Origin of the sequence: Kitasatospora sp. NPDC006697 (assembly GCF_042869935.1) — a bacterium.
Lineage (GTDB): Bacteria > Actinomycetota > Actinomycetes > Streptomycetales > Streptomycetaceae > Kitasatospora.
Genome location: NZ_JBIAGU010000012.1, coordinates 138,965 through 158,126 on the forward strand (window position 1 = coordinate 138,965; position 19,162 = coordinate 158,126).

Here is a 19,162-nt window from a genome sequence, read left to right on the forward strand (position 1 = left end):
GGGCACGGTTGACACCGGTGGGAGAGTGGTCCCGGGGATGACGTCGGCGGGCAGGAGTGGGCGATGGCCGGTATCGAGCTACCCGAGGGTTCCTGGTGGGACTGGGACATCGTGTCCTGGGATCCGGCCCGGCTCCGCCTCGCGGCAGGGTATGACCTGACGTACCACCACAATCTGGAACTGGTCTTCAGCGACCCGCTGTTCGTCAGCTGCCCGAGCGTCTTCCACGACCCGGAGTTCCGCGATCCGACCACCGACGAGCTGGCCATGGTCGTCCGCCGCACCGGCGAGCGCCCCGCCGTGGTGGTGGCCTTCGAGGCGGACGCCGGCGGCGCGGAGCCCGCGCTCGGCCTGATCGCGGCCGAACAGGTCGAGGTGGTCGAGGGGTTGGTGCTGCGCTACTGAGCGAGCAGGCGGGTGCCGGGCGGCAGCTCGCCGGCCTGCCCGGCCTCCGCCAGGTACCGCAGCAGCACCTCGCGCATCGCCAGCGCGGCCCGGGTGAGCGGGAGTTCGGTGCCGTGCGCGAGCGCGATGGTGCGGCCGATGCCGGGGTCGGCGAAGGGCGTGACGGCCAGGCCGCTGCGGTCGGCCACCATGCCGGGCACCACCGCGGGGCCCAGGCCCGCCCGGACGAAGCCCAGCACCGCGTCCATCTCACCGCCCTCGACGGCGAATTCGGGCTCGAAGCCGGCCGCCCGGCAGGCCGCCAGGGTGGCCTCGCGCAGGTCATAGCCCTGCCGGAACATCACCAGGGGCCGGTGCCGGAGGTCCTGGATCCGGGCCCGGCGGCGGCTCGGCGGCCGGTCGGAGACCAGCACCAGGTCCTCGCGGAGCAACTCGGCCAGCTCCAGGCCCGGCGGGCGGTCCACGGTCGGCGGGGTGATCACCAGGGCCAGGTCCAGCTCGCCCGCCGCCAGCTTGCCCAGCAGGTCGCGCGAGCCGTCCTCCCGGACCAGCAGCTCGACGCCCGGGTAGGCGGTCCGGTAGGCGCGCAGCACATCGGGCACCAGGCTGCCGCAGAGGCTCGGCGGGGCGCCCAGCCGGATCCGGCCGCGGCGCAGCTGCACCGTCTCCTGCACGGCGCTGCGGGCGCTCTCCGCGTCCGCCAGGATCCGCCTGGCCAGCGGCAGCAGCGCCTCGCCGGCGTCGGTGAGCGCCGTGTCGCCGCGCCCGCGGCGGAACAGCTCGGCCCCCAACTCCCTTTCCAGTGCCCGGATCTGCTGGGAGAGCGAGGGCTGGGCGACATGCAGCCGCTCGGCCGCCCGGGTGAAGTGCCGGGTGTCCGCCACGGCGGTGAAGTACCGGAGTTGTTGGAGCTGCACACCCGCCATCATAGGCAGCTTCCATAGCCTGCACCTATCGTGGCGAGCCGAAAAGCGTCTTGGACGGATGGTCGCCCGGTTCCCTACCGTGCATCCCATGGCTCTGACAAGTGAGCGCGCTGGGCAGCGCACAGAAGACACCGCGACCCCGAACGGCCGGGAACCCTCCAGGGCGGCCCTGCTCTGGGGTTCCACCATCGGCAAGAAGGCGGCGATGGCGGTCAGCGGCGGCGTGCTGATCGGCTACCTGGTCCTGCACCTGATCGGCAACCTGAACGTGTTCGCCGGCCCGGCCGCGATGGACGGCTACGCGGCCTGGCTGCGCACCCTCGGCGAGCCGCTGCTGCGCCGCGAGTGGCTGCTCTGGATCGCCCGGGCGGTGCTGCTGGCCGCCGCGGTGGTGCACGGCACCGCGGCCTACCAGCTGAGCCGGCGCGACCTGCGGGCCCGCCCGGTCGGCTACCGGCACACCCGGGCCCGCAGCAGCTACGCGACCCGGACCATGCGCTGGGGCGGGGTGATCCTGGGCCTGTTCATCGTCTGGCACATCCTGGACCTGACCACGCTGACCGTGAACCCCCGCGGCGAGGCCGGGCACCCCTACGAGAACCTGGTCGCCACCTTCCGCACCTGGTACGGCGACCTGGTCTACATCGTGGCGATGCTGGCGCTCGGCCTGCACGTGCGGCACGGCTTCTGGAGCGCCGCGCAGACCCTCGGCCTGAGCAGCCGGCGCCGCGAGCGGGTGCTGAAGGCCACCGCGAACCTGCTGGCCCTCGCGCTGACGGCCGGCTTCGTCTCCATTCCGATCGCCGTGATGACGGGAGCCGTCAAGTGACCAGCCAGGAGCTCTACACCGTCGGCGAGCCGATCGCCGACACCAAGGCGCCGGACGGGCCGATCGAACAGCGCTGGGACCGGCGGCGGTTCGAGGCCAAGCTGGTCAACCCGGCGAACCGGCGCGGCCGCACGGTGATCGTGGTCGGCACCGGCCTGGCGGGCGGCGCGGCCGGCGCCACCCTGGCCGAACAGGGCTACCACGTGGTCCAGTTCTGCTTCCAGGACTCCCCCCGGCGGGCGCACTCGATCGCCGCCCAGGGCGGCATCAACGCGGCCAAGAACTACCGCAACGACGGCGACTCGATCCGCCGGCTCTTCTACGACACCGTCAAGGGCGGCGACTTCCGGGCCCGGGAGTCCAATGTGCACCGGCTGGCCCAGGTCTCGGTGGAGATCATCGACCAGTGCGTGGCGCAGGGCGTGCCGTTCGCCCGGGAGTACGGCGGGCTGCTGGACACCCGCTCGTTCGGCGGCGTACAGGTCTCCCGCACCTTCTACGCCCGCGGCCAGACCGGGCAGCAGCTGCTGCTCGGCGCCTACCAGGCGCTCTCCCGCCAGATCGCCGCCGGGAACGTGGAGTTGCACGCCCGCACCGAGATGCTGGACCTGATCGTGGCGGACGGCCGGGCCCGCGGCATCCTGGCCCGCGACCTGGTCACCGGCGAGCTGCGCAGCTACCTGGCGGACGCCGTGGTGCTGGCCACCGGCGGTTACGGCAACGTCTTCTACCTCTCCACCAACGCCAAGAACTCCAACGCCACCGCCGTCTGGCGGGCGCACCGGCGCGGCGCGCACTTCGCCAACCCGTGCTTCACCCAGATCCACCCGACCTGCATCCCGCGCTCCGGCGACCACCAGTCCAAGCTCACCCTGATGAGCGAGTCGCTGCGCAACGACGGCCGGATCTGGGTGCCGAAGGCCAAGGGCGACACCCGGCCGCCGGCCGGGATCCCGGAGCAGGAGCGCGACTACTACCTGGAGCGGATGTACCCGGCGTTCGGCAACCTGGTGCCGCGCGACATCGCCTCCCGGGCCGCCAAGGCGGTCTGCGACGAGGGGCGCGGGGTCGGGCCCGGCGGCGAGGGCGTCTACCTGGACTTCGCGGACGCGATCGCCCGGCTCGGCCGGGCCGCGGTGGAGGCCCGCTACGGCAACCTCTTCGAGATGTACCAGCGGATCACCGCCGAGGACCCGTACCGGGTGCCGATGCGGATCTACCCGGCGATCCACTACACCATGGGCGGCCTCTGGGTGGACTACGACCTGCAGACCACCGTGCCGGGCCTGTTCGCGATCGGCGAGGCCAACTTCTCCGACCACGGCGCCAACCGGCTCGGCGCCAGCGCCCTGATGCAGGGCCTGGCGGACGGCTACTTCGTGCTGCCGCCGGTGCTCAACGACTACCTGGCCCGCACCCCGGCCGACCGGCTCGCGCCCGACCACCCGGCGGTCACCGCCGTGCGGCAGGAGGCGGCTGACCGGCTGGCCGCACTGCTGGCGGTGGACGGCGACCGCACGCCCGACTCCTTCCACCGCGAGCTGGGCCAACTGCTCTGGGACGAGTGCGGGATGGCCCGCAGCGCCGAGGGCCTGAAGAACGCGCTGGCCCGGATCCCGGAGCTGCGCGCCGAGTTCTGGCGGCGGATCAAGGTGCCGGGCACCGGCGAGGAGCTCAACCAGTCGCTGGAGAAGGCCAACCGGCTGGTCGACTACTTCGACCTGGCCGAGCTGATGTGCCTGGACGCGCTGCACCGCGCGGAGTCCTGCGGCGGCCACTTCCGCCTGGAGAGCCAGACCCCGGATGGCGAAGCCGCCCGCCAGGACGAGGAGTTCAGCTACGCCGCGGCCTGGGAGTTCAACCCGGCCGGCCCGCCGGTGCTGCACCGCGAGCAGCTCGTCTTCGATCACGTCCACCCCACCCAGCGGAGCTACGCGTGAACCTCACCCTGCGGATCTGGCGGCAGGCCGGACCGGACGCCCCGGGCGCCATGACGACCTACCAGGTGACCGGCATCAGCGCGGACATGTCCTTCCTGGAGATGCTGGACACGCTCAACGAGGAGCTGATCCTGCGCGGCGAGCAGCCGGTCGCCTTCGACCACGACTGCCGCGAGGGCATCTGCGGCGCCTGCGGCGTGGTGATCAACGGGCAGCCGCACGGCCCGGAGCGGACCACCACCTGCCAGCTGCACATGCGGCACTTCTCCGACGGCGACACCATCGACGTGGAGCCCTGGCGCTCGGCCGCCTTCCCGGTGGTCAAGGACCTGGTGGTGGACCGCTCGGCCTTCGACCGGATCATCGGCTCCGGCGGCTACATCACCGCCCCGACCGGATCGGCCCCGGACGCGCACGCCCTGCCGGTGCCCAAGGAGGCCGCCGACCGGGCCTTCGAGCACGCCGAGTGCATCGGCTGCGGCGCCTGCGTGGCGGCCTGCCCGAACGGCTCGGCGATGCTCTTCACCTCCGCCAAGGTGGTGCACCTCAACCTGCTGCCGCAGGGCGCCCCGGAGCGCGGCTCCCGGGTGCGGTCGATGGTCGGCGCGATGGACCGCGAGGGCTTCGGCGGCTGCACCAACACCGGCGAGTGCGCCACCGCCTGCCCGAAGGGGATCGGCCTGGACGCGATCGGCACGCTGAACCGGGAGTTCCTGCTCAGGGGTCGGTGAGCGGGACTCCCGGCCGGCTGACGGGCCGTCAGTCCTGGTGCTGCCGGCGCCGGTACCAGAGCAGCACCGGGATGGCGGCCAGGGTGCCGAGCGCGTCGCCCTGCTGGGCCCGCTCCCGCTGGCCGCCGCCCTGCGCCAGCCCGTGCTGGTTGAAGGTGGACGGCACCGGCAGGGTGTTCCAGCGGGTCAGCGGCCAGGCCACCGCGAAGGCCCGGCCGACCACGTCCGACTCCGGCACGAAGCCGTCACCGGGTCCGTCCAGGTGGTGGTAGCGGGAGTCGGCGGAGTTGTCGCGGTTGTCGCCCATCACCCAGAGGTGGTCCTTGGGCACGGTGATCCGGCCGACCGGGAACTTGCCGCAGGGCGTGGTCTGGGAGTTGATGTACGGCTCGTCGAGCGCCACGCCGTTGACCGTGACCGGCTTGCCGGCCTCGCAGTCCACGGTGTCGCCGCCGACCGCGATCACCCGCTTGATCAGGTCCCGGTCGCCGGCCGCCGGCATCAGCCCGACGTACCCGAGCGCCTGCTGGAACACGTTCGACTTGGCGACCGGCTCGTCCGCCAGCCAGTTGTTCGGGTCCTTGAAGACCACCACGTCGCCGCGCTCCGGCTTGGCGCCGAACCACGGGGTGAGCTTGTCCACCAGCACCCGGTCGCCGGGCAGCAGGGTGTTCTCCATCGAGCCGGACGGGATGGAGAAGGCCTGGACGAAGAAGGTCTTGATCACCAGCGCCAGCACCAGGGCCAGTACCACCAGGATCGGCAGCTCCTGCCAGAACGGCCGCTGCTTGCGCTTCACCCGCTCCTCGCGCCGCGTCCGCAGCCGCCAGCGGCGCTCCGACCGTTCCCCGACCATGGGCCACTCCCTGTCCCCGACGGCGGCGCCCTGCGCACCCCCGGTAGCTGAACGATCGGAAGTTCCCGGCGGCCCGCGGACCCCGCAATGAACGGGCCCGCCGGTGTCCGGCGTGTATCTTGCGGGTGCTGACAATCCCGCCGCACCTGTGCCAAGCTTCCGCCGGGCCGCCGTCGCGTCGCTTCGCGGAGCGGACCCGCACGGGGGGAGTACCGAGACATGTCCAGACCAGATGACCCCGGGGAGCCGGCCACAGCACCGCCCGGCGACCGGGTGCTGCGCCCGGTCCTGGTGGTGGCGGGGCTGGCCTTCGCCGCGCTGGCGCTGCGCCCGTCCACCGGGCTGCTCGCGGTGGGCCACCACGCGCCGCTGCACGGCCTGCTCTGGGCGGTGCTGCTGCTCTGCGCCGCCTGGGTGGACGTGGCCTACACGCTGAACGCCCGCTACCGCGGCGCCGCCCGGTTCCGCACCGGCCTGCCGCCGCGCGCCGACCGGCTACGGGACCTGACGCTGCGGCTGCTGCCGGCCGCCATGCTGCTGCTGCCGCTGGCGCTGCTGGTCAGCTACTTCGCCGCACAGCCGAAGCCCGCCCTCACCCAGCAGCAGGCCCCGGCCGACCCGCCGCTGGGCCCCGCGCAGCCGCCCACCCCGCCGCCCCACCTAGACGAGGGGGGCGACGCCGTGGTCGAGACGGTCCTGACGGTGCTGCTGGCCCTGCTGGTGCTCGGCGCCGCGGTGCTGCTCTGGCGTCAGCTGCGGCACCGGCGGCCGGCCGCGCGCACCGCCCGCCCGGCCCCGCGGACCACCGAGCAGCAGTTCGCCGAGGCGGTCGACTCCGGCCGCCGGGCGCTGCTCGGCTCCGACGCCCGGGCCGCCGTGATCGCCTGCTACGCGGCGATGGAGGAGTCGCTGGCCGGCTCCGGGGTGGGCCGGCTGGCCGCCGACAGCCCGGCCGAGCTGCTCGAACGCGCGGTCGCGGCCGGCAGCGTGCCGGGCGCGGAGGGGGCGGCGCTGACCGAGCTGTTCCGGGAGGCCCGGTTCTCCCGGCACCCGATGGGCCAGGCCGAGCTGGACCGGGCGCGCGCCGCCCTGGACGTGATCGCCCGCCGGCTGGCGCAGGCCGCCGCGGACCGCCCGGTGGAGACGAGCAGCTGATGTTCCGTCGCAAGCGCTACACCCCCGAGCAGGCCCTTGAGGACGCGCAGGCCGAGGCGGCGAACGACCCCGGCTCGGTGCGGCACTCGCTCACCGTGCTGCTGCCGCTGGCCGCCTTCGCCGAACTGGCGCTCGGCTTGGTCGGCGGGGTGCCCGGGATCGGCCTCGGCGCCGTCGCGATCGGGGCCACCGCCCTGCTGTCCGCCCGCTACGTGGCCGGTGCCGCCTCCCAGGACAGCCGGCTGCGCCGCGACGCCCGGCTGATCACCCCCCGGGCACCCGGGCTCGGCGAGTGGTACTGGACGGTGCGCAACGGCCTGGACGAGGACGGCTACCTCGCCGCCCTCCGCCCCCAGCTGCAGCGCCTCTTCGCCGCCCGGCTCTCCGACCGCCACGGCGTCTCGCTCTACGCCGAGCCCGCCCGCGCCGCCGAGCTGATCGGCGCCGAGCACTGGCCCTGGCTCGACCCGGACCACTCGCCGCCCGCCGCGACCATCCCGGCCGACCGCCTCGGCGCCCTGATCCAGCGGCTCGACGCCCTCTAGCCCCTGCCCTTCCGCTCCGTTCCGTTGTGAGGACCCCTGTGACCACCGATGAACTGACGCCCCGGCAGGCCGGCGGGCTGGCCCGCGAGGTGCTGGCCGAGATCGAGCGGGCCGTGGTCGGCAAGCCCGAGGCGCTGCGCCTGGTGATGCTCGGCGTGCTGGCCGGCGGGCACGTGCTGATCGAGGACCTGCCCGGCCTCGGCAAGACCCTGCTGGCCCGCTCCTTCGCGACCACCCTCGGGCTGGACTTCCGGCGCCTGCAGTTCACCCCCGACCTGCTGCCCTCCGACGTCACCGGCGCGCCGTTCTATGACCAGCGCACCGGCGAGATGGTCTTCCGCCCCGGCCCGGTCTTCACCAACCTGCTGCTCGCGGACGAGATCAACCGCACCCCGCCGAAGACCCAGGCCGCGCTGCTGGAGGCGATGTCCGAGGCGCAGGTGTCGATCGACGGCACCACCCGCCGACTGCCCGACCCGTTCACGGTGATCTCCACCGCCAACCCGATCGAGTACGACGGCACCTACGCGCTGCCCGAGGCCCAGTTGGACCGCTTCCTGCTCCGGGTCCGGATGGGCTACCTGGAGCCGGAGCTGGAAGCCTCGATGCTCCGGGCCCGGATCGACCGGGCCGCGCCCGAGGCCGTGCTGCGCCCGCTCGCCTCGGCGGCGCAGGTGCTGGCCATGCGGGCGGCGGTGGAGCGGGTGGAGGTGGACGACGACCTGGTGGCCTATGTGATGGCGCTGGTCGGCGCGACCCGCCGGCACCCGCAGATCCAGGTCGGCTCCTCGCCGCGCGGCGGGCTGGCGCTGGTGCAGCTGGCCCGGGCCCGGGCGATGCTGGAGGACCGCGACTACCTGGTGCCGGAGGACGTCAAGGCGGTGGCGGTGCCGGCGCTGGCGCACCGGGTCTCGCTCAAGCCGGAGCTGTGGGTCCGCCAGGTCTCCGCGGACGACGTGCTGGAGCGCCTGGTCGCCGAGGTGCCGACGCCGGCCACCGTGCCGACCGTGCCCGCGGCCGTCGCGGCCTCGTGATGGCCGACTCCGCTCCGCCGGGGTCCAGGCCGGCCGAGCGGCTGAGCGCGCCGCCCGAGGGCTGGCGCACCGGCGAGCGCACCCTGCGGCTGCTCACCGTGGCCGTGGTCGCCGTGGTGGCCGCGCTGCTCACGGGGCAGGCCTGGCTCTTCGCCCTGGCGGCCGGCCCGGCGGTGCTGGTGGCGCTGGCCGCCCCCGGCCGCTCCCGGCCCACCCTGCTGGCGGCCACCGCCGCCGTGGAGCCGCGCCGGCTCTTCGAGGGCGAGCCGCTGGTCGCCCGGATCGACCTGGCGCACGACGGGGAGGTCGGCCTGCTCGACCCGGGGCTCATCGGCGGCCCCGGCCTGACCCTGGCCGGCCAGCGGGTCGGCCCGGACCACGTGGAGCTGGAGTTCACCGCCGTGCGCTGGGGCGCCTGGTCGCTGGGCCTGGTGGACCTGGACGTCTACGACAGCGGCGGCCTGTCCCGGCGCACCGTGCGGGTCGACCTGGGCGATGTCGAGGTCTTCCCGGTGCCGACGGCCGACCGGCTGACGCCCGTGCCGGTCCGACTGCCGGAGCGGCTGGGCGAGCACACCGCCCGCCGGCAGGGCGAGGGCGTCGAGGTGCTGGGCGTGCGGCCGCACGTCTGGGGCGAGCGGCAGCGCCGGATCCACTGGCCGTCCACCACCCGGCGGGGCGCGATCCAGCTGATCGAGTTCGGCGCCGAGCAGGCCGTGGACACCGTGATGCTGCTGGACGCCTTCGGCGACCTGGTCGACCCGCTCACCGGCGCGTCCACGCTGGACGAGACGCTGCGGGCGGCCTCCGGACTGACCCGGGCCTACCTGCGCACCCACGACCGGATCGGCGTGGTCTCGGTCGGCGGGCGGACCCGCTGGCTGCAGGCCGGCTCCGGCGAGCAGCACTTCTACCGGATGGTGCAGAGCGTGCTGGAGGTGCGCAAGGACCTCGGCTACCGCACGCCCGACCTCGACCGGCTGCCGCCCGCGGCGCTTCCGGCCGGCGCGCTGGTGTACGCGTTCACGCCGCTGGCCGACCAGCGGATCATCGACGTGCTGGGCGACCTGGCCGACCGGGGCAACCCGCTGGTGGTGGTGGAGATCCCCTTCGGGGAGCCGGCGGTGGACCCGCAGGACCAGGTGGAGGTCTGGGCCGGGCGGCTCTGGCGGGCCGACCGGGAGGCGATCCGGTTCGCGCTGCGCAACCGGGGTGTCCCGGTGGTGACCCACCAGCCGGGCGAGGTACTGGATTTGGCGATGGCGCAGCTGCAGCGGGGCCGGATCCGCGGGAGGCGGGAGTGAATGGGGTGTCGCGGGAGGCGGGAGTGAGTGAGGTGTCGCGGGAGCCGGGAATGAGTGCGGTGACGCGGGACGCGCAGCAGGCCCGGGCGGAGGACGACGGTTCGCAGAGCTGGCGCGACCTGGGGCGGCGGCTCCCGTCCCGGTTCCTGGGCGCGGTGCTGCTGCTCGCCGCGGTGAACCCGGCGGCGCCGGCGGGCGGCCTCGCCCGGCAGTTGCTGGCGCTGGTCGCGGCGGCGTTCGGCTGGTGGGCGGCGCCGCCGCTGAGCGCCCGGCCGGTGGCGCCGACGGCCCGGCTGGCGACGCGGCTGGTGCGGCACCGGAACACCGTGCTGGCCACCGCCACCGTGCTGCTGGCGGCGATCGGGCGGCCGCCGGTCTGGCTGGCGGCGGCCGTCACCGCGCTGCTGCTGGGCTACCTGCTGCACGTGGACGCGGGCAGCCACGCCTCGCTGCCGCCGACTCCGACGGCCCGGCTGGCGGCCTGCGCGGCGGCGGCCGTGGTGCTGGCCGCCGCCTTGGTGCCCCAGCACCAGGCGGACGCGGCACGGCCCTTGGCGGTGCTGGGGATCGCCGTGACGGCGGTCTCGATCGGGCTGACGCTGTACCAGCGGAGGGCGGAGCAGGAGTAGCGGGAGCCCGGTGGGCTCCCGCTGCTCAGCGGGCCAGCCGGCCCATCAGCGAGGAGGCGGCGGCGATGCCGAGCACGGTGGCCAGCGCCAGCACCCCGAAGTCCAGCGGCAGATGGGCCTTGGTGCCGATCAACAGGCCGCGCAGCGCGTCCACCTGGTAGCTCAGCGGGTTGGCCTTGCTGATCACCTGCAGCCAGCCCGGCATCAGGCTCACCGGGTAGAGGGCGTTGGAGCCGAAGAAGAGCGGCATGGTGATCGCCTGGCCGATGCCCATCAGCCGGTCGCGGGTGAGCACCACCCCGGCGATGGTCATCGAGAGGCAGGAGAAGAACGCCGACCCGAGCAGTACCACCACGGCAACGCCCAGCAGCCGCAGCGGGTTCCAGGTCATCGCCACCCCGAGCACCGCGGCGATCAGCACCACGACCACCGCCTGGATCACCGCCTTCACCCCGGCCGCGAACGCCTTTCCGGTGACCAGCGCGGCCCGCGGGGTCGGTGTGACCAGCAGCTTGGTGAGCACCCCGGAGTCCCGCTCCCAGATGATCATGATGCCGTAGAAGATCGCGATGAACATCGCCGACTGCGCGATGATGCCCGGCGCGAGGTAGTCCAGGTACGGGATGCCGTTCGTCGGGATGGCCTTCAGCCGGGTGAAGGTCTCGCCGAAGATCAGCAGCCAGAGCGCGGGCTGGATGGCGCGGGTGTAGAGCTCGGTGCGGTCGTGGCGCAGCTTCTGCAGCTCGACCGCGCACATCGCGAACACCCGGGCGGGCACCAGCCGCCAGCCGGTCCTGGCCCGCGGGGCGACCAGCAGCAGTCCGAGGTCGGGGCGGTCGGTCGCGGCGGGCTCGGCGCCCGCGGCCTCAGCCGACGCGGGAAGCGGTGCGGCGGGTACGGCGGACATCGCTGAACTCTCCTTCCGGGGCCTGGCCGCGCGCGAGGTCGCGTCCGGCGAAGTGGCGGAACACGTCGTCGAGCGTGGGTGCGGTGTGCTGCGGGTCCTGCTCGCGGACCCGCTCCTTCAGCTCCTCCGGGGTGCCGAGGGCGCGGATCCTCCCGCGGTCCATCAGGCCGATCCGGTCGCAGTACTGGTCGGCCTCGTCCATGTAGTGGGTGGTGACCAGGACGGTCATGCCGGTCGCCTGCCGCACCGCGTCGATGCACTCCCAGACGCTGGTCCGGGCGATCGGGTCCAGGCCGATGGTCGGCTCGTCCAGCACCAGCAGGCGCGGCGCGCTGACCAGCGCCTGGGCCAGTTCGAGCCGGCGGACCATGCCGCCGGAGTAGGTGCCGGCCATCCGGTCGGCGGCCTCGGTGAGGTCGACGGCGGCCAGCGCCTGGGCGACCCGCTCGGCCCGCTCGGCGCGCGGCACGTCGAAGACCCGGGCGAACAGGGCGACGTTCTCCCGCCCGGTCAGCCCCGACTCGGCCGACAGCTGCTGCGGCACGTAGCCGAGCATCCGGCGGACCTCCATCTTGCGGCGGGCGGTGTCGTTGCCGAAGACCCGCACCATGCCGCTGGGCACCGGCAGCAGGGTGGTGATCGCCCGGATGGTGGTGGTCTTGCCGGCGCCGTTCGGGCCGAGCAGCCCGAACACCTCGCCGGTGTGGACGGTGAGGTCCACGCCGTCCACGGCCTTGGTGCTCCTGCCGCGGCCGCGGTGGAACGAGTACTCCAGGTCCTTGCAGGCCACGGCCTCGGCGGCGGACTCGCTCGCCTCGGTGGTCATCGCTCTTCCTCCCCCAGTTGGGCGCGCAGCCCGGCCGCCACGCCGCGCAGTGCGGGCAGTGCGGCGGTCAGGGCCGCCCGGTCCTCGGCCGGCAGTCCGGCCACCAGTTCCTCGACGAGGGCGGTGCGCCGGGCCCGCCACTCGGTGATCCGTTCCACGGCCTCCTCGGTGGCGTACAGCAGGGCGGCCCGGCGGTCCGCCGGGTCCACCTCGCGGCGCAGCAGCCCCTGGTTGACCAGCTGGTTGACCAGCGTGGACACCGAGTTGCCGGCCAGGCACAGCTCCTTGGCGGCGTCGGAGACCCGCAGCCCGGGGCTGTGCACGACCAGCCGCAGCAGTTCGACGTGCGCGCCGCGCAGCCGCGGCTCGGTCAGGCCCTGGCGCAGGGTGCGCCGGAGCAGCCGCTGGATGCCGACGAGCAGCGCGGAGAACTCGTCGGCGGACAGCACCTCGGCGGGTGCGAGACCGGGTGGCGCCGCGGCGGCTATCGGAGGTTCGCTCATACGGTCATTTTATCTCTCAGTAAGAGCTAAAAGTCGAGGGCTGTCCGGCACGAATCGGTCGCAGGGCGAGGCGGTGGCGGGAGCCGTGGCCGGAGTCCTGGCGGCAGTCAGTCGGCGAGCGGGGCGCTGTGCCACCGCTCGAAGACCCGCCGGCCCGGCTCGCCCGGCAGTTCGGCGCGGCCGGTCGCCCAGCGCAGCGCCGTCCACGGGTCCGCGCCCACCCGCACCTCCGGGAAGAGCCGGGCGAGAGCACGGGCACACGGCTCGGCGGGCGGGGCCCAGTCCAGCCCGAGGCCGCGCGCCGCGTCGTCCCCGTGCACCAGCGTCTCGACCACGCCCATCGCGGCGAACCCGGCCGGATCGGAAACGCCGTAGGAGTGGAAGGCGCGCGTCGACGGCGAGGCCGTGGCCACCACCGCGGCCAGCACCGCGCCCGCCGCCTCCAGTGCCTCCAGCAGCGCCGCCGGGCCGGCCGCCCGATCGATGCGGATCGCGGAGGCCGGGGCGCCGGGGCGGTCGCGCCGCCAGGCCAGGTGCACGTAGTCGTCCATCGGGGGGCGGGCGGGTCCGAGCTGCAACGCGTAGGCCAGCAAGCCGTCGGCCGCGTGCTCGACGGTCTCCCAGCAGTCCCACTCCAGCCCGTCGGCCGGCACCGTCCAGTCCGCCGCCAGCGCCGGGGTCAGCGCCGCGACGGCCGCGGCGACGGCGAGCCGGAGGTCCTGCGCCGCCGCACGGAGTCCCTGGTCAGCTATCCGGAGTCCTTGATCATCAGTCATGCCGGGGAGGCTACCGGCTACCGCTCGCACCCCTCCAGTGCGTAGCAGTGCACCTCCACCAGCTGGCCGTCCGGCCACTGCTGATCGATCGTCACCAGCCACTCCCAGCCCTGCCGTTCGTAGAGCTCGACGGCGGCGGTGTTGGTGGTCACCACGTCCAGCACCGGGCACAGGCCCTCCTGGCGGGCGAACTCGGCGACGGTGTCCAGCAGTCCGGCGCCCAGCCCGCGCCCGCGCGCCGACGGGGCGACGTAGAGCCGGGTGACGGCCGCCGTCTCCTCCGGGCGGCGTCCGGTGCGCGTGGCCCAGACCCGGGCGGCGGAGGAGCCGAGGCCCGCGACCAGCGCCACATGGGCCACCACCTGGCCGTCCGGGGCCGTGGCCACCCAGCCGGCCAGCTGGTCCGGGTCGACCAGCCAGGCCGTCGGACGGCTCGGCCAGACCTGCGGATAGCCGTCGGCCTCGTGCACCTCGGCGAGCGCCCGCACACATCCCGGCAGGTCCGCCGACCAGCGGCGGCGTATCCGGTAATCGGCCATTCCCCGAACCTCCGTATCACCGGCGCGGTGCGTCCGTGGACGCACCGCTCGACAGGACCGGCAGAGCCTAGCATCGCGAAGTGGTCGCCGAGAGTGGCCTTTCCGGCCCCGCGACCAAGATCCCCCTTGCCGAGTGTTCGCTCTCGATCGTACACTCGGGGTGTTCACTTTCCGTTGAACACAGGGGGCGGTGGCGCAGGACGGCGCCGCTGCTACGAGGGGATGAAGAGCATGCGCGCGATCGTGGTGGAGCAGTTCGGGGGACCTGAGGTGCTGCAGCTGACCGAGCTGCCGGTGCCCGAGCCGGGCCCGGGCGAGGTGAGCATCGACGTCGCGTACGCGGGCGTCAACTTCGCCGAGCTGAAGTCGCGCAGCGTCGGCTACCGGGTCGAGTCGCTGCCGTTCCAGCCGGGCCTGGAGGTCGCCGGCCGGATCCGCGCGGTGGGCGCGGGCGTTGCGGAGAGCCACGGGCTGCGCCCGGGCGACCGGGTGGCCGCACTGACCCGGTTCGGCGGCTACGCGGAGGTCGCGGTGGCCGATGCGGACACCGTCTTCGCCCTCCCCGACGGCGTCCCGCTGAGCACCGGCGCCGCCCTGCCCACCGTGCTGCCGACGGCCCACGCACTGCTGCACGAGATCGGCCGCCTGCGGGCGGGCGACACCGTGCTGGTGCACGGCGCGGCCGGCGGAGTCGGCGGCGTGGTGGGCCAGTTGGCCAAGCTTGGCGGGGCCGGACTGGTGCTCGGCGTGGTCTCCGGCGAGGCCAAGGCGGAGTACGCCCGCAAGACCGGCTACGACGAGGTCTTCATCGGCCCGGAGTTCGCCGCCGAGGCCCTGCGCGTCACCGGCGGGCGGGGAGTCGACCTGCTGCTCGACCCGGTGGGCGGCGAGACCCTGCGCACCGGGCTCACCCTGCTCACCCCGTTCGGCCGCCTGGTCTCCTACGGCAACGCCAACGGCGAGGCCGCCTGGCAGGCGGGCGCCGCCGACCTCAACCCGGGGCGCTCGGTGGGTGCGATGTCCATCCTGGAGCTCTCCCAGAGCCACCCGCAGGCACTGCGCGAGCTGGCGGAGCGGGCGTTCGGGCTGGTGGCGGGCGGGCAGGTGGATCCGCTGGTGAGCGCCGAACTGCCGCTGGAGGAGGTGGCGGAGGTGCACCGGCTGATCGAGTCGCGGACCACGACGGGCAAGTTCCTGCTGCGGGTGGGCGGGGAGGCGTAGGAGATCAGTTGCGGTGCCTGGTCCGGCGCGCCAGCAGCATGCGGAGCACTTCGCGAGCCGCGGCGCGCCGGGCCGGACGGCGGGACCAGACGGCGGGGAGGACGACGCCGAGGAGGAGGGTGAGCGGGAGGAGGAGCGGCACGAGGAGCGGGGCGACGTAGGTGGGCATGGCATCAATCTGCCGGAATGCGTGTTCGGCGGCGTTCGGCTGAACGAAGATGAACAGCGTGACAGAACTGGCGGATGCGCTGCGACGGCTGTTGGTGCAGCGTGGATTGACGGTTTATCAGCTGACCTTGCGGAGTGGCCTCGGTCGGACCACAGTGAGCCAGGCACTGAACGGCGGGAAGCTGCCATCCGAGCGCACGGTGATAGCGCTGGCGAGTGCGCTCGGGGCGCATCCAGGGCCCCTATTGGAGCTGCGGCGCACCAAGAGCGGTCCCACCTCCCCAAACTTCGAGCAGCAGTACCGCGACTACCTCGTCGCACGGCACAGCCACCTCGACATCATCGGCCTGGACCTCAGCCGCCCGGATCGCGCCCACTGGCCACTCGACACTGCTTATCTGAGCCTGGAGTTGGCCGACTCGACACCGCAGCCGTTCGGCGAAGACAGGGTCCACCGGGTGCAGCGCGCCGAGCAGGCGCTCGCAGGCAAGCAGCGGATCCTGGTGCGCGGGCAGGCGGGGAGCGGGAAGACGACGCTGCTGCAGTGGTTGGCGGTGGCGACGGCCCAGGGGACGTTGCCCGAGGAACTCGACCACCTGCGCGGGGGGATGCCGTTCCTGTTGCCGTTGCGGCGCCTGGTGCGCTCGGAGTTGCCGGGACCGGAGCGCTTCTTGGAGGGTCCACTGGCGGCCGGGCAACCGAAGGGATGGGTACACCAAATCCTCTCGGCGGGGAGCGGGCTGGTGCTGGTGGATGGACTGGACGAGGTGCGCCAGCGCGATCGAGCTGAGGCACTGGATTGGTTGCGGGCGTTGATTGCCGCGTATCCCGAGTCGTTCTTTGCCGCTACCACGCGTCCGGGTGCGGTGGCGGAGGGGATTCTGACGGGGCAACAGTTCGCGGAGTTGACGGTCAGGCCTATGAGTCCGGCAGATGTGTCGGTTTTCGTCACTCGATGGCACGATGCCGCTCGGGTCGAGGCCTCGCCCGAAGAGCACGCAAGACTGGACGAGTTGGAGGTCCAACTGCTCGACAGCGTGCGGGCGCAGCGTGATCTCGCACAGCTGACCACTACTCCCCTGCTCTGCGCACTGGTATGTGCGTTGCACCGCGATCGTCGGGGCCAGATGCCACACGGGCGGAAGGCCCTGTACGAAGCTGCACTGTCGATGCTGATGATCCGGCGTGACCGGGAGCGGAACATCGGAGCACCGGAGGGAGTGGAGCTGGACGAGTACCAGGCAACTGAGCTGTTGCAGCGGTTGGCCTATTGGATGATCAACAATGGGCTGGTGGAGGCAGACTTCGAAGATGCCGCTGCCAAGATCGAGAGCGCGCTTCCGGCGATGCCCGAAGTGGCCGAGCAGGGCAATGCCCGCCAAGTTCTCACGCACCTGATCAGCCGGAGTGGACTTCTGCGCCAGCCGACGGCGGAGACTGTTGACTTCATCCACCGGACATTTCAGGACTTCCTTGGCGCGAAGGCTGCCGTGGCCAGCCTCGACTTCCGTTCCTTGGTAAGCCACGCGGTGGACGATCAGTGGGAAGACGTAGTGCGCATGGCCGTCGCCTTGGCCCGCCCCGGGGAAGCAGCCTCGATGCTGCGGCAATTGGTTGATGGAGGAGACAAGTCCACTACTCATGAGACCCGCCTCCATCTTCTGGCAGCAGCCTGCATGGAGCAGGTCACAGTCCTCGATCCGGCGGTCCGAGCAGCAGTCGAAAGGCGCCTGAAATCCCTACTCCCGCCACAGTGGTATGGCGCAATGGAACGGATCGCAGCTTGTGGGCCCATGGTTCTCGATCTCCTTCCAGGACCAGAAGAACTCAACGAAATCGAGCGCGGATTGGTGGTCGAAACAGCCGTTAAAGTCGGCGGCGCAGCCGCCTTGCCACTCCTGAAGAATTTTCGATCATTCCAAGGAAGGAATTTATGGTCCACGCTGGGGAGAGTCTGGGAAGATCCTCGGATATCAACAGATGAGTACGTACACGAGGTTCTTTCTCATCACCCAGGCGAAGGAAGCATCGCCATCACAACGATCGAGCAACTGCACGCGATGTCAGAAGTCCCCGCCGTAACTGGGATTGAATTCAATGGACCGTTCACAGACGATGACATAGCGGGCGTCAAGCATCTTGGAACTTGCCAATCCCTCATGCTAAGGGGAATCCAACTGCGGAGTCTCGAATTCCTACTTGAGCATCCTGGGATCACCTACCTCTACTTGACGGACTGCCAGATAGAGGAGGGCCTGACTTCAATCGAGAATATGGCGCTGCAAGGGCTCCAAGTTTTCGGCACTCCTCATCATGATTTGACTGTGGTGAGCCGGCTCAACAACCTTCACGATCTCTCGATCGGACAACCGCTGGGTTGTGCCAGCCTTCGCTCCTTCCAAGCCCCTCGAGGGCTGACCTGGCTCAGCCTCGTCAACGACGCGCTGAGCGCGACATCGCTCGATGGAATCAGTCTGTTCAGCGAACTTGAAGGACTGGTAGTGGAACCTCAAAATCATCAAGGCCTCTCCGAGATCACCGAATTGCCGAAGCTTAGGACCCTCTCACTGATAAGTGACAGCCTCCGGGAGCTACCCACGCTTGCGGATCTTCAGGTCCTCTACATCACCGGCGCCATCGGCTCGCTTTCGAAGGTCCCTCAGGCTTTTCCGAGCCTCCAAGAATTCAGCATCACCTGCGGTTCTCAGGTATCGCTACTGGATCTGGCGCCGCTTCATGACCTCCCCCAGCTGAAGCAGGTAACCATCACCGGTTCCGCCCACCTGGAGAACATCGACCTTCCGGCCTCTGTCACCCTCCGCCTTCACCGCTAGCCGGCCGCACCGCCAACCCCAACGCCCTCCGCGCCGCAGTCTCCTGCGCCACCGCATCGTGCCCCGCCAGCCGCGCGTACAGCACGTCCTCGGAGGTCACCCCGTCCCCCGCCGCCGCCTGCCACAGCGGTGCGTCGACTCCCAGCTCCTTCACCAGCGCATCGATCTGCCCCTGCACACCGCCCGACCACACTCCGGCCAGGGCCGCCTTCGCCGATGCCATGTCCTTCGCGGTCGCGTCCAACCTGGTCCGGTCCTGCCTCGACGCCGCATCCCGGTCGAGCGGCTCGATGGCCTGGAGGAAGGCGAGTTGCTCCTTCGTCAGGTTCGACGCATCCCGCCGCACCGGGTGCGGTGCCGCCTCCGGGTCCCGGTCCACCAGGTAGCAGATGCTCATGTGACCGCCGCGGTTCCAGTCGCCCGCGGTCTGCGGCGCCCACTGGTGCTGGCTCAGCCAGGGCGACTGTGTCCAGCGGTCCATCACGTACGCGTCCTTGCTGCCGGCGCAGAGCTTCGCCGTCTCACCCTCCACCACCCCGCTGCCGGGGAAGGTTGCCCCGGAGAGACGTACCGCGCCCGAGACCTCGCCGTCGTGGAGTTCCGTGCACGGCACCTTCGTCGCCATCGCACCGGTCAGGCTAGGGGTGGTCTTGAAGCAGTCGCCCGGGCGCAGCGTGAAGGCCGAGACCATGGGCTTCGCGTGCCGGACCAGCTCGAACGCCGCGCCGGCGCTCAGCAGGCCGCCGAGCACGCCCAGCACCAGCCCGGCGATCGCCAGTCCGCGGCCCGCCTGGTGGCGCTTCTTCAGCTGGACCAGCGAGGCGATGCCGAAGCCGATCGCGGCCGGCCAGAAGCAGCAGATGATGCCGGTGACCAGCGAGGTGACCGCCAGCCCGTTGGTACTCGGGCGGACCGGCGGGGGGTAGGCCGGGAAGGGCGGGAACGCCTGCGGCCTGGTGGCCGGTTCTCGTACCGTCCAGACGCCGGTGCCCTCGGGCTCGTCTGCCATTGCCTGCCCCCCCGTGCCCCGAGAT

20 protein-coding genes are annotated in these 19,162 nt (G+C 72.2%); 11 read left to right on the top strand and 9 right to left on the bottom strand.

Features of this window, described 5'->3' with window-relative positions:
- The first annotated feature begins 63 nt into the window (after positions 1-63).
- Entirely contained in the window at positions 64-405 is a 342-nt protein-coding gene (locus ACFYNO_RS18830) for a hypothetical protein (protein ID WP_388012973.1), read from the top strand.
- Here the strand turns inward: ACFYNO_RS18830 and ACFYNO_RS18835 are convergent.
- Positions 399-1,322: a LysR family transcriptional regulator gene (locus tag ACFYNO_RS18835; protein WP_388012976.1), complete on the bottom strand. Its 924-nt coding sequence runs from the start codon at positions 1,320-1,322 to the stop codon at positions 399-401. The genes ACFYNO_RS18830 and ACFYNO_RS18835 overlap by 7 nt on opposite strands.
- A gap of 97 nt (positions 1,323-1,419) precedes the next feature.
- Between ACFYNO_RS18835 and ACFYNO_RS18840 the strand changes: the two genes are divergently transcribed.
- Genes ACFYNO_RS18840 through ACFYNO_RS18850 form a run of 3 tightly spaced genes read left to right on the top strand, consistent with a single transcriptional unit; the run spans position 1,420 to position 4,831 of the window.
- Positions 1,420-2,160 carry a succinate dehydrogenase cytochrome b subunit gene (locus ACFYNO_RS18840; protein ID WP_388012979.1) on the top strand — a complete coding sequence of 247 codons (741 nt, stop codon included), beginning with the start codon at positions 1,420-1,422 and terminating at the stop codon, positions 2,158-2,160.
- Positions 2,157-4,100, top strand: a complete 1,944-nt coding sequence (locus ACFYNO_RS18845; protein WP_388012982.1) for a fumarate reductase/succinate dehydrogenase flavoprotein subunit — start codon at positions 2,157-2,159, stop codon at positions 4,098-4,100. Before ACFYNO_RS18840 ends, ACFYNO_RS18845 begins: the two co-directional genes overlap by 4 nt.
- A complete protein-coding gene (locus ACFYNO_RS18850; protein ID WP_388012985.1) occupies positions 4,097-4,831 on the top strand; it encodes a succinate dehydrogenase/fumarate reductase iron-sulfur subunit in 735 nt (244 codons plus the stop codon). The genes ACFYNO_RS18845 and ACFYNO_RS18850 overlap by 4 nt, the downstream gene beginning before the upstream one ends.
- 28 nt (positions 4,832-4,859) lie before the next feature.
- Here the strand turns inward: ACFYNO_RS18850 and lepB are convergent, their stop codons facing one another.
- The gene (gene lepB, locus ACFYNO_RS18855; RefSeq protein WP_388012988.1) at positions 4,860-5,687 is read right to left on the bottom strand and encodes a signal peptidase I; all 828 of its coding nucleotides are present in this window, start codon (positions 5,685-5,687) and stop codon (positions 4,860-4,862) included.
- Between the two features lie 219 nt (positions 5,688-5,906).
- Here lepB and ACFYNO_RS18860 point away from each other — a divergent pair, with 219 nt between their 5' ends.
- Genes ACFYNO_RS18860 through ACFYNO_RS18880 form a run of 5 tightly spaced genes read left to right on the top strand, consistent with a single transcriptional unit; the run spans position 5,907 to position 10,354 of the window.
- Positions 5,907-6,842, top strand: a complete 936-nt coding sequence (locus ACFYNO_RS18860) for a DUF4129 domain-containing protein (RefSeq protein ID WP_388012991.1) — start codon at positions 5,907-5,909, stop codon at positions 6,840-6,842.
- Positions 6,842-7,387: a hypothetical protein gene (locus ACFYNO_RS18865; RefSeq protein ID WP_388012994.1), complete on the top strand. Its 546-nt coding sequence runs from the start codon at positions 6,842-6,844 to the stop codon at positions 7,385-7,387. The genes ACFYNO_RS18860 and ACFYNO_RS18865 overlap by 1 nt, the downstream gene beginning before the upstream one ends.
- A 38-nt stretch (positions 7,388-7,425) precedes the next feature.
- Positions 7,426-8,421 (top strand): AAA family ATPase, encoded by a 996-nt coding sequence (locus tag ACFYNO_RS18870; RefSeq protein WP_388012997.1) that lies wholly within the window; start codon positions 7,426-7,428, stop codon positions 8,419-8,421.
- Positions 8,421-9,725, top strand: coding sequence for a DUF58 domain-containing protein (locus ACFYNO_RS18875; RefSeq protein ID WP_388013000.1), 1,305 nt, complete (start codon positions 8,421-8,423; stop codon positions 9,723-9,725). Before ACFYNO_RS18870 ends, ACFYNO_RS18875 begins: the two co-directional genes overlap by 1 nt.
- A gap of 50 nt (positions 9,726-9,775) precedes the next feature.
- Complete coding sequence (locus tag ACFYNO_RS18880; RefSeq protein WP_388013003.1) at positions 9,776-10,354, top strand: hypothetical protein; 579 nt, start codon at positions 9,776-9,778, stop codon at positions 10,352-10,354.
- Between the two features lie 25 nt (positions 10,355-10,379).
- Here the strand turns inward: ACFYNO_RS18880 and ACFYNO_RS18885 are convergent, their stop codons facing one another.
- From ACFYNO_RS18885 to ACFYNO_RS18905, 5 genes are all read right to left on the bottom strand, one after another.
- Complete coding sequence (locus ACFYNO_RS18885; protein ID WP_388013006.1) at positions 10,380-11,261, bottom strand: ABC transporter permease; 882 nt, start codon at positions 11,259-11,261, stop codon at positions 10,380-10,382.
- Entirely contained in the window at positions 11,221-12,087 is an 867-nt protein-coding gene (locus ACFYNO_RS18890) for an ATP-binding cassette domain-containing protein (RefSeq protein ID WP_388013009.1), read from the bottom strand. Before ACFYNO_RS18890 ends, ACFYNO_RS18885 begins: the two co-directional genes overlap by 41 nt.
- Positions 12,084-12,590, bottom strand: a complete 507-nt coding sequence (locus tag ACFYNO_RS18895) for a MarR family winged helix-turn-helix transcriptional regulator (RefSeq protein WP_388013012.1) — start codon at positions 12,588-12,590, stop codon at positions 12,084-12,086. The genes ACFYNO_RS18890 and ACFYNO_RS18895 overlap by 4 nt, the downstream gene beginning before the upstream one ends.
- Before the next feature lie 107 nt (positions 12,591-12,697).
- Positions 12,698-13,366 (bottom strand): hypothetical protein, encoded by a 669-nt coding sequence (locus ACFYNO_RS18900; protein WP_388013015.1) that lies wholly within the window; start codon positions 13,364-13,366, stop codon positions 12,698-12,700.
- Positions 13,367-13,383: 17 nt separating this feature from the next.
- Entirely contained in the window at positions 13,384-13,905 is a 522-nt protein-coding gene (locus ACFYNO_RS18905; RefSeq protein ID WP_388013018.1) for a GNAT family N-acetyltransferase, read from the bottom strand.
- Between the two features lie 231 nt (positions 13,906-14,136).
- Here ACFYNO_RS18905 and ACFYNO_RS18910 point away from each other — a divergent pair, with 231 nt between their 5' ends.
- Complete coding sequence (locus ACFYNO_RS18910) at positions 14,137-15,126, top strand: zinc-binding alcohol dehydrogenase family protein (protein WP_388013021.1); 990 nt, start codon at positions 14,137-14,139, stop codon at positions 15,124-15,126.
- A 4-nt stretch (positions 15,127-15,130) separates the two neighbouring features.
- Here the strand turns inward: ACFYNO_RS18910 and ACFYNO_RS18915 are convergent, their stop codons facing one another.
- Positions 15,131-15,295, bottom strand: coding sequence for a hypothetical protein (locus ACFYNO_RS18915; protein WP_388013024.1), 165 nt, complete (start codon positions 15,293-15,295; stop codon positions 15,131-15,133).
- Between the two features lie 58 nt (positions 15,296-15,353).
- On the opposite strand from ACFYNO_RS18915, the gene ACFYNO_RS18920 reads away from it, so the two are divergent.
- The gene (locus tag ACFYNO_RS18920) at positions 15,354-18,128 is read left to right on the top strand and encodes an NACHT domain-containing protein (protein WP_388013027.1); all 2,775 of its coding nucleotides are present in this window, start codon (positions 15,354-15,356) and stop codon (positions 18,126-18,128) included.
- Here the strand turns inward: ACFYNO_RS18920 and ACFYNO_RS18925 are convergent.
- Positions 18,106-19,137, bottom strand: a complete 1,032-nt coding sequence (locus ACFYNO_RS18925; protein ID WP_388013030.1) for a DUF4190 domain-containing protein — start codon at positions 19,135-19,137, stop codon at positions 18,106-18,108. The two genes, ACFYNO_RS18920 and ACFYNO_RS18925, sit on opposite strands and share 23 nt — an antisense overlap.
- Positions 19,138-19,162 lie beyond the last annotated feature (25 nt).

Coding starts and splice junctions, on each gene's coding strand:
- ACFYNO_RS18875 (WP_388013000.1), top strand. CDS start 8,421: ATGGCCGACTCCGCTCCGCCGGGGTCCAGGCCGGCCGAGCGGCTGAGC.
- ACFYNO_RS18830 (WP_388012973.1), top strand. CDS start 64: ATGGCCGGTATCGAGCTACCCGAGGGTTCCTGGTGGGACTGGGACATC.
- ACFYNO_RS18925 (WP_388013030.1), bottom strand. CDS start 19,137: ATGGCAGACGAGCCCGAGGGCACCGGCGTCTGGACGGTACGAGAACCG.
- ACFYNO_RS18840 (WP_388012979.1), top strand. CDS start 1,420: ATGGCTCTGACAAGTGAGCGCGCTGGGCAGCGCACAGAAGACACCGCG.
- lepB (WP_388012988.1), bottom strand. CDS start 5,687: ATGGTCGGGGAACGGTCGGAGCGCCGCTGGCGGCTGCGGACGCGGCGC.
- ACFYNO_RS18865 (WP_388012994.1), top strand. CDS start 6,842: ATGTTCCGTCGCAAGCGCTACACCCCCGAGCAGGCCCTTGAGGACGCG.
- ACFYNO_RS18885 (WP_388013006.1), bottom strand. CDS start 11,261: ATGTCCGCCGTACCCGCCGCACCGCTTCCCGCGTCGGCTGAGGCCGCG.
- ACFYNO_RS18895 (WP_388013012.1), bottom strand. CDS start 12,590: ATGAGCGAACCTCCGATAGCCGCCGCGGCGCCACCCGGTCTCGCACCC.
- ACFYNO_RS18905 (WP_388013018.1), bottom strand. CDS start 13,905: ATGGCCGATTACCGGATACGCCGCCGCTGGTCGGCGGACCTGCCGGGA.
- ACFYNO_RS18860 (WP_388012991.1), top strand. CDS start 5,907: ATGTCCAGACCAGATGACCCCGGGGAGCCGGCCACAGCACCGCCCGGC.
- ACFYNO_RS18890 (WP_388013009.1), bottom strand. CDS start 12,087: ATGACCACCGAGGCGAGCGAGTCCGCCGCCGAGGCCGTGGCCTGCAAG.
- ACFYNO_RS18910 (WP_388013021.1), top strand. CDS start 14,137: ATGCGCGCGATCGTGGTGGAGCAGTTCGGGGGACCTGAGGTGCTGCAG.
- ACFYNO_RS18915 (WP_388013024.1), bottom strand. CDS start 15,295: ATGCCCACCTACGTCGCCCCGCTCCTCGTGCCGCTCCTCCTCCCGCTC.
- ACFYNO_RS18900 (WP_388013015.1), bottom strand. CDS start 13,366: ATGACTGATGATCAAGGACTCCGGATAGCTGACCAGGGACTCCGTGCG.
- ACFYNO_RS18880 (WP_388013003.1), top strand. CDS start 9,776: ATGAGTGCGGTGACGCGGGACGCGCAGCAGGCCCGGGCGGAGGACGAC.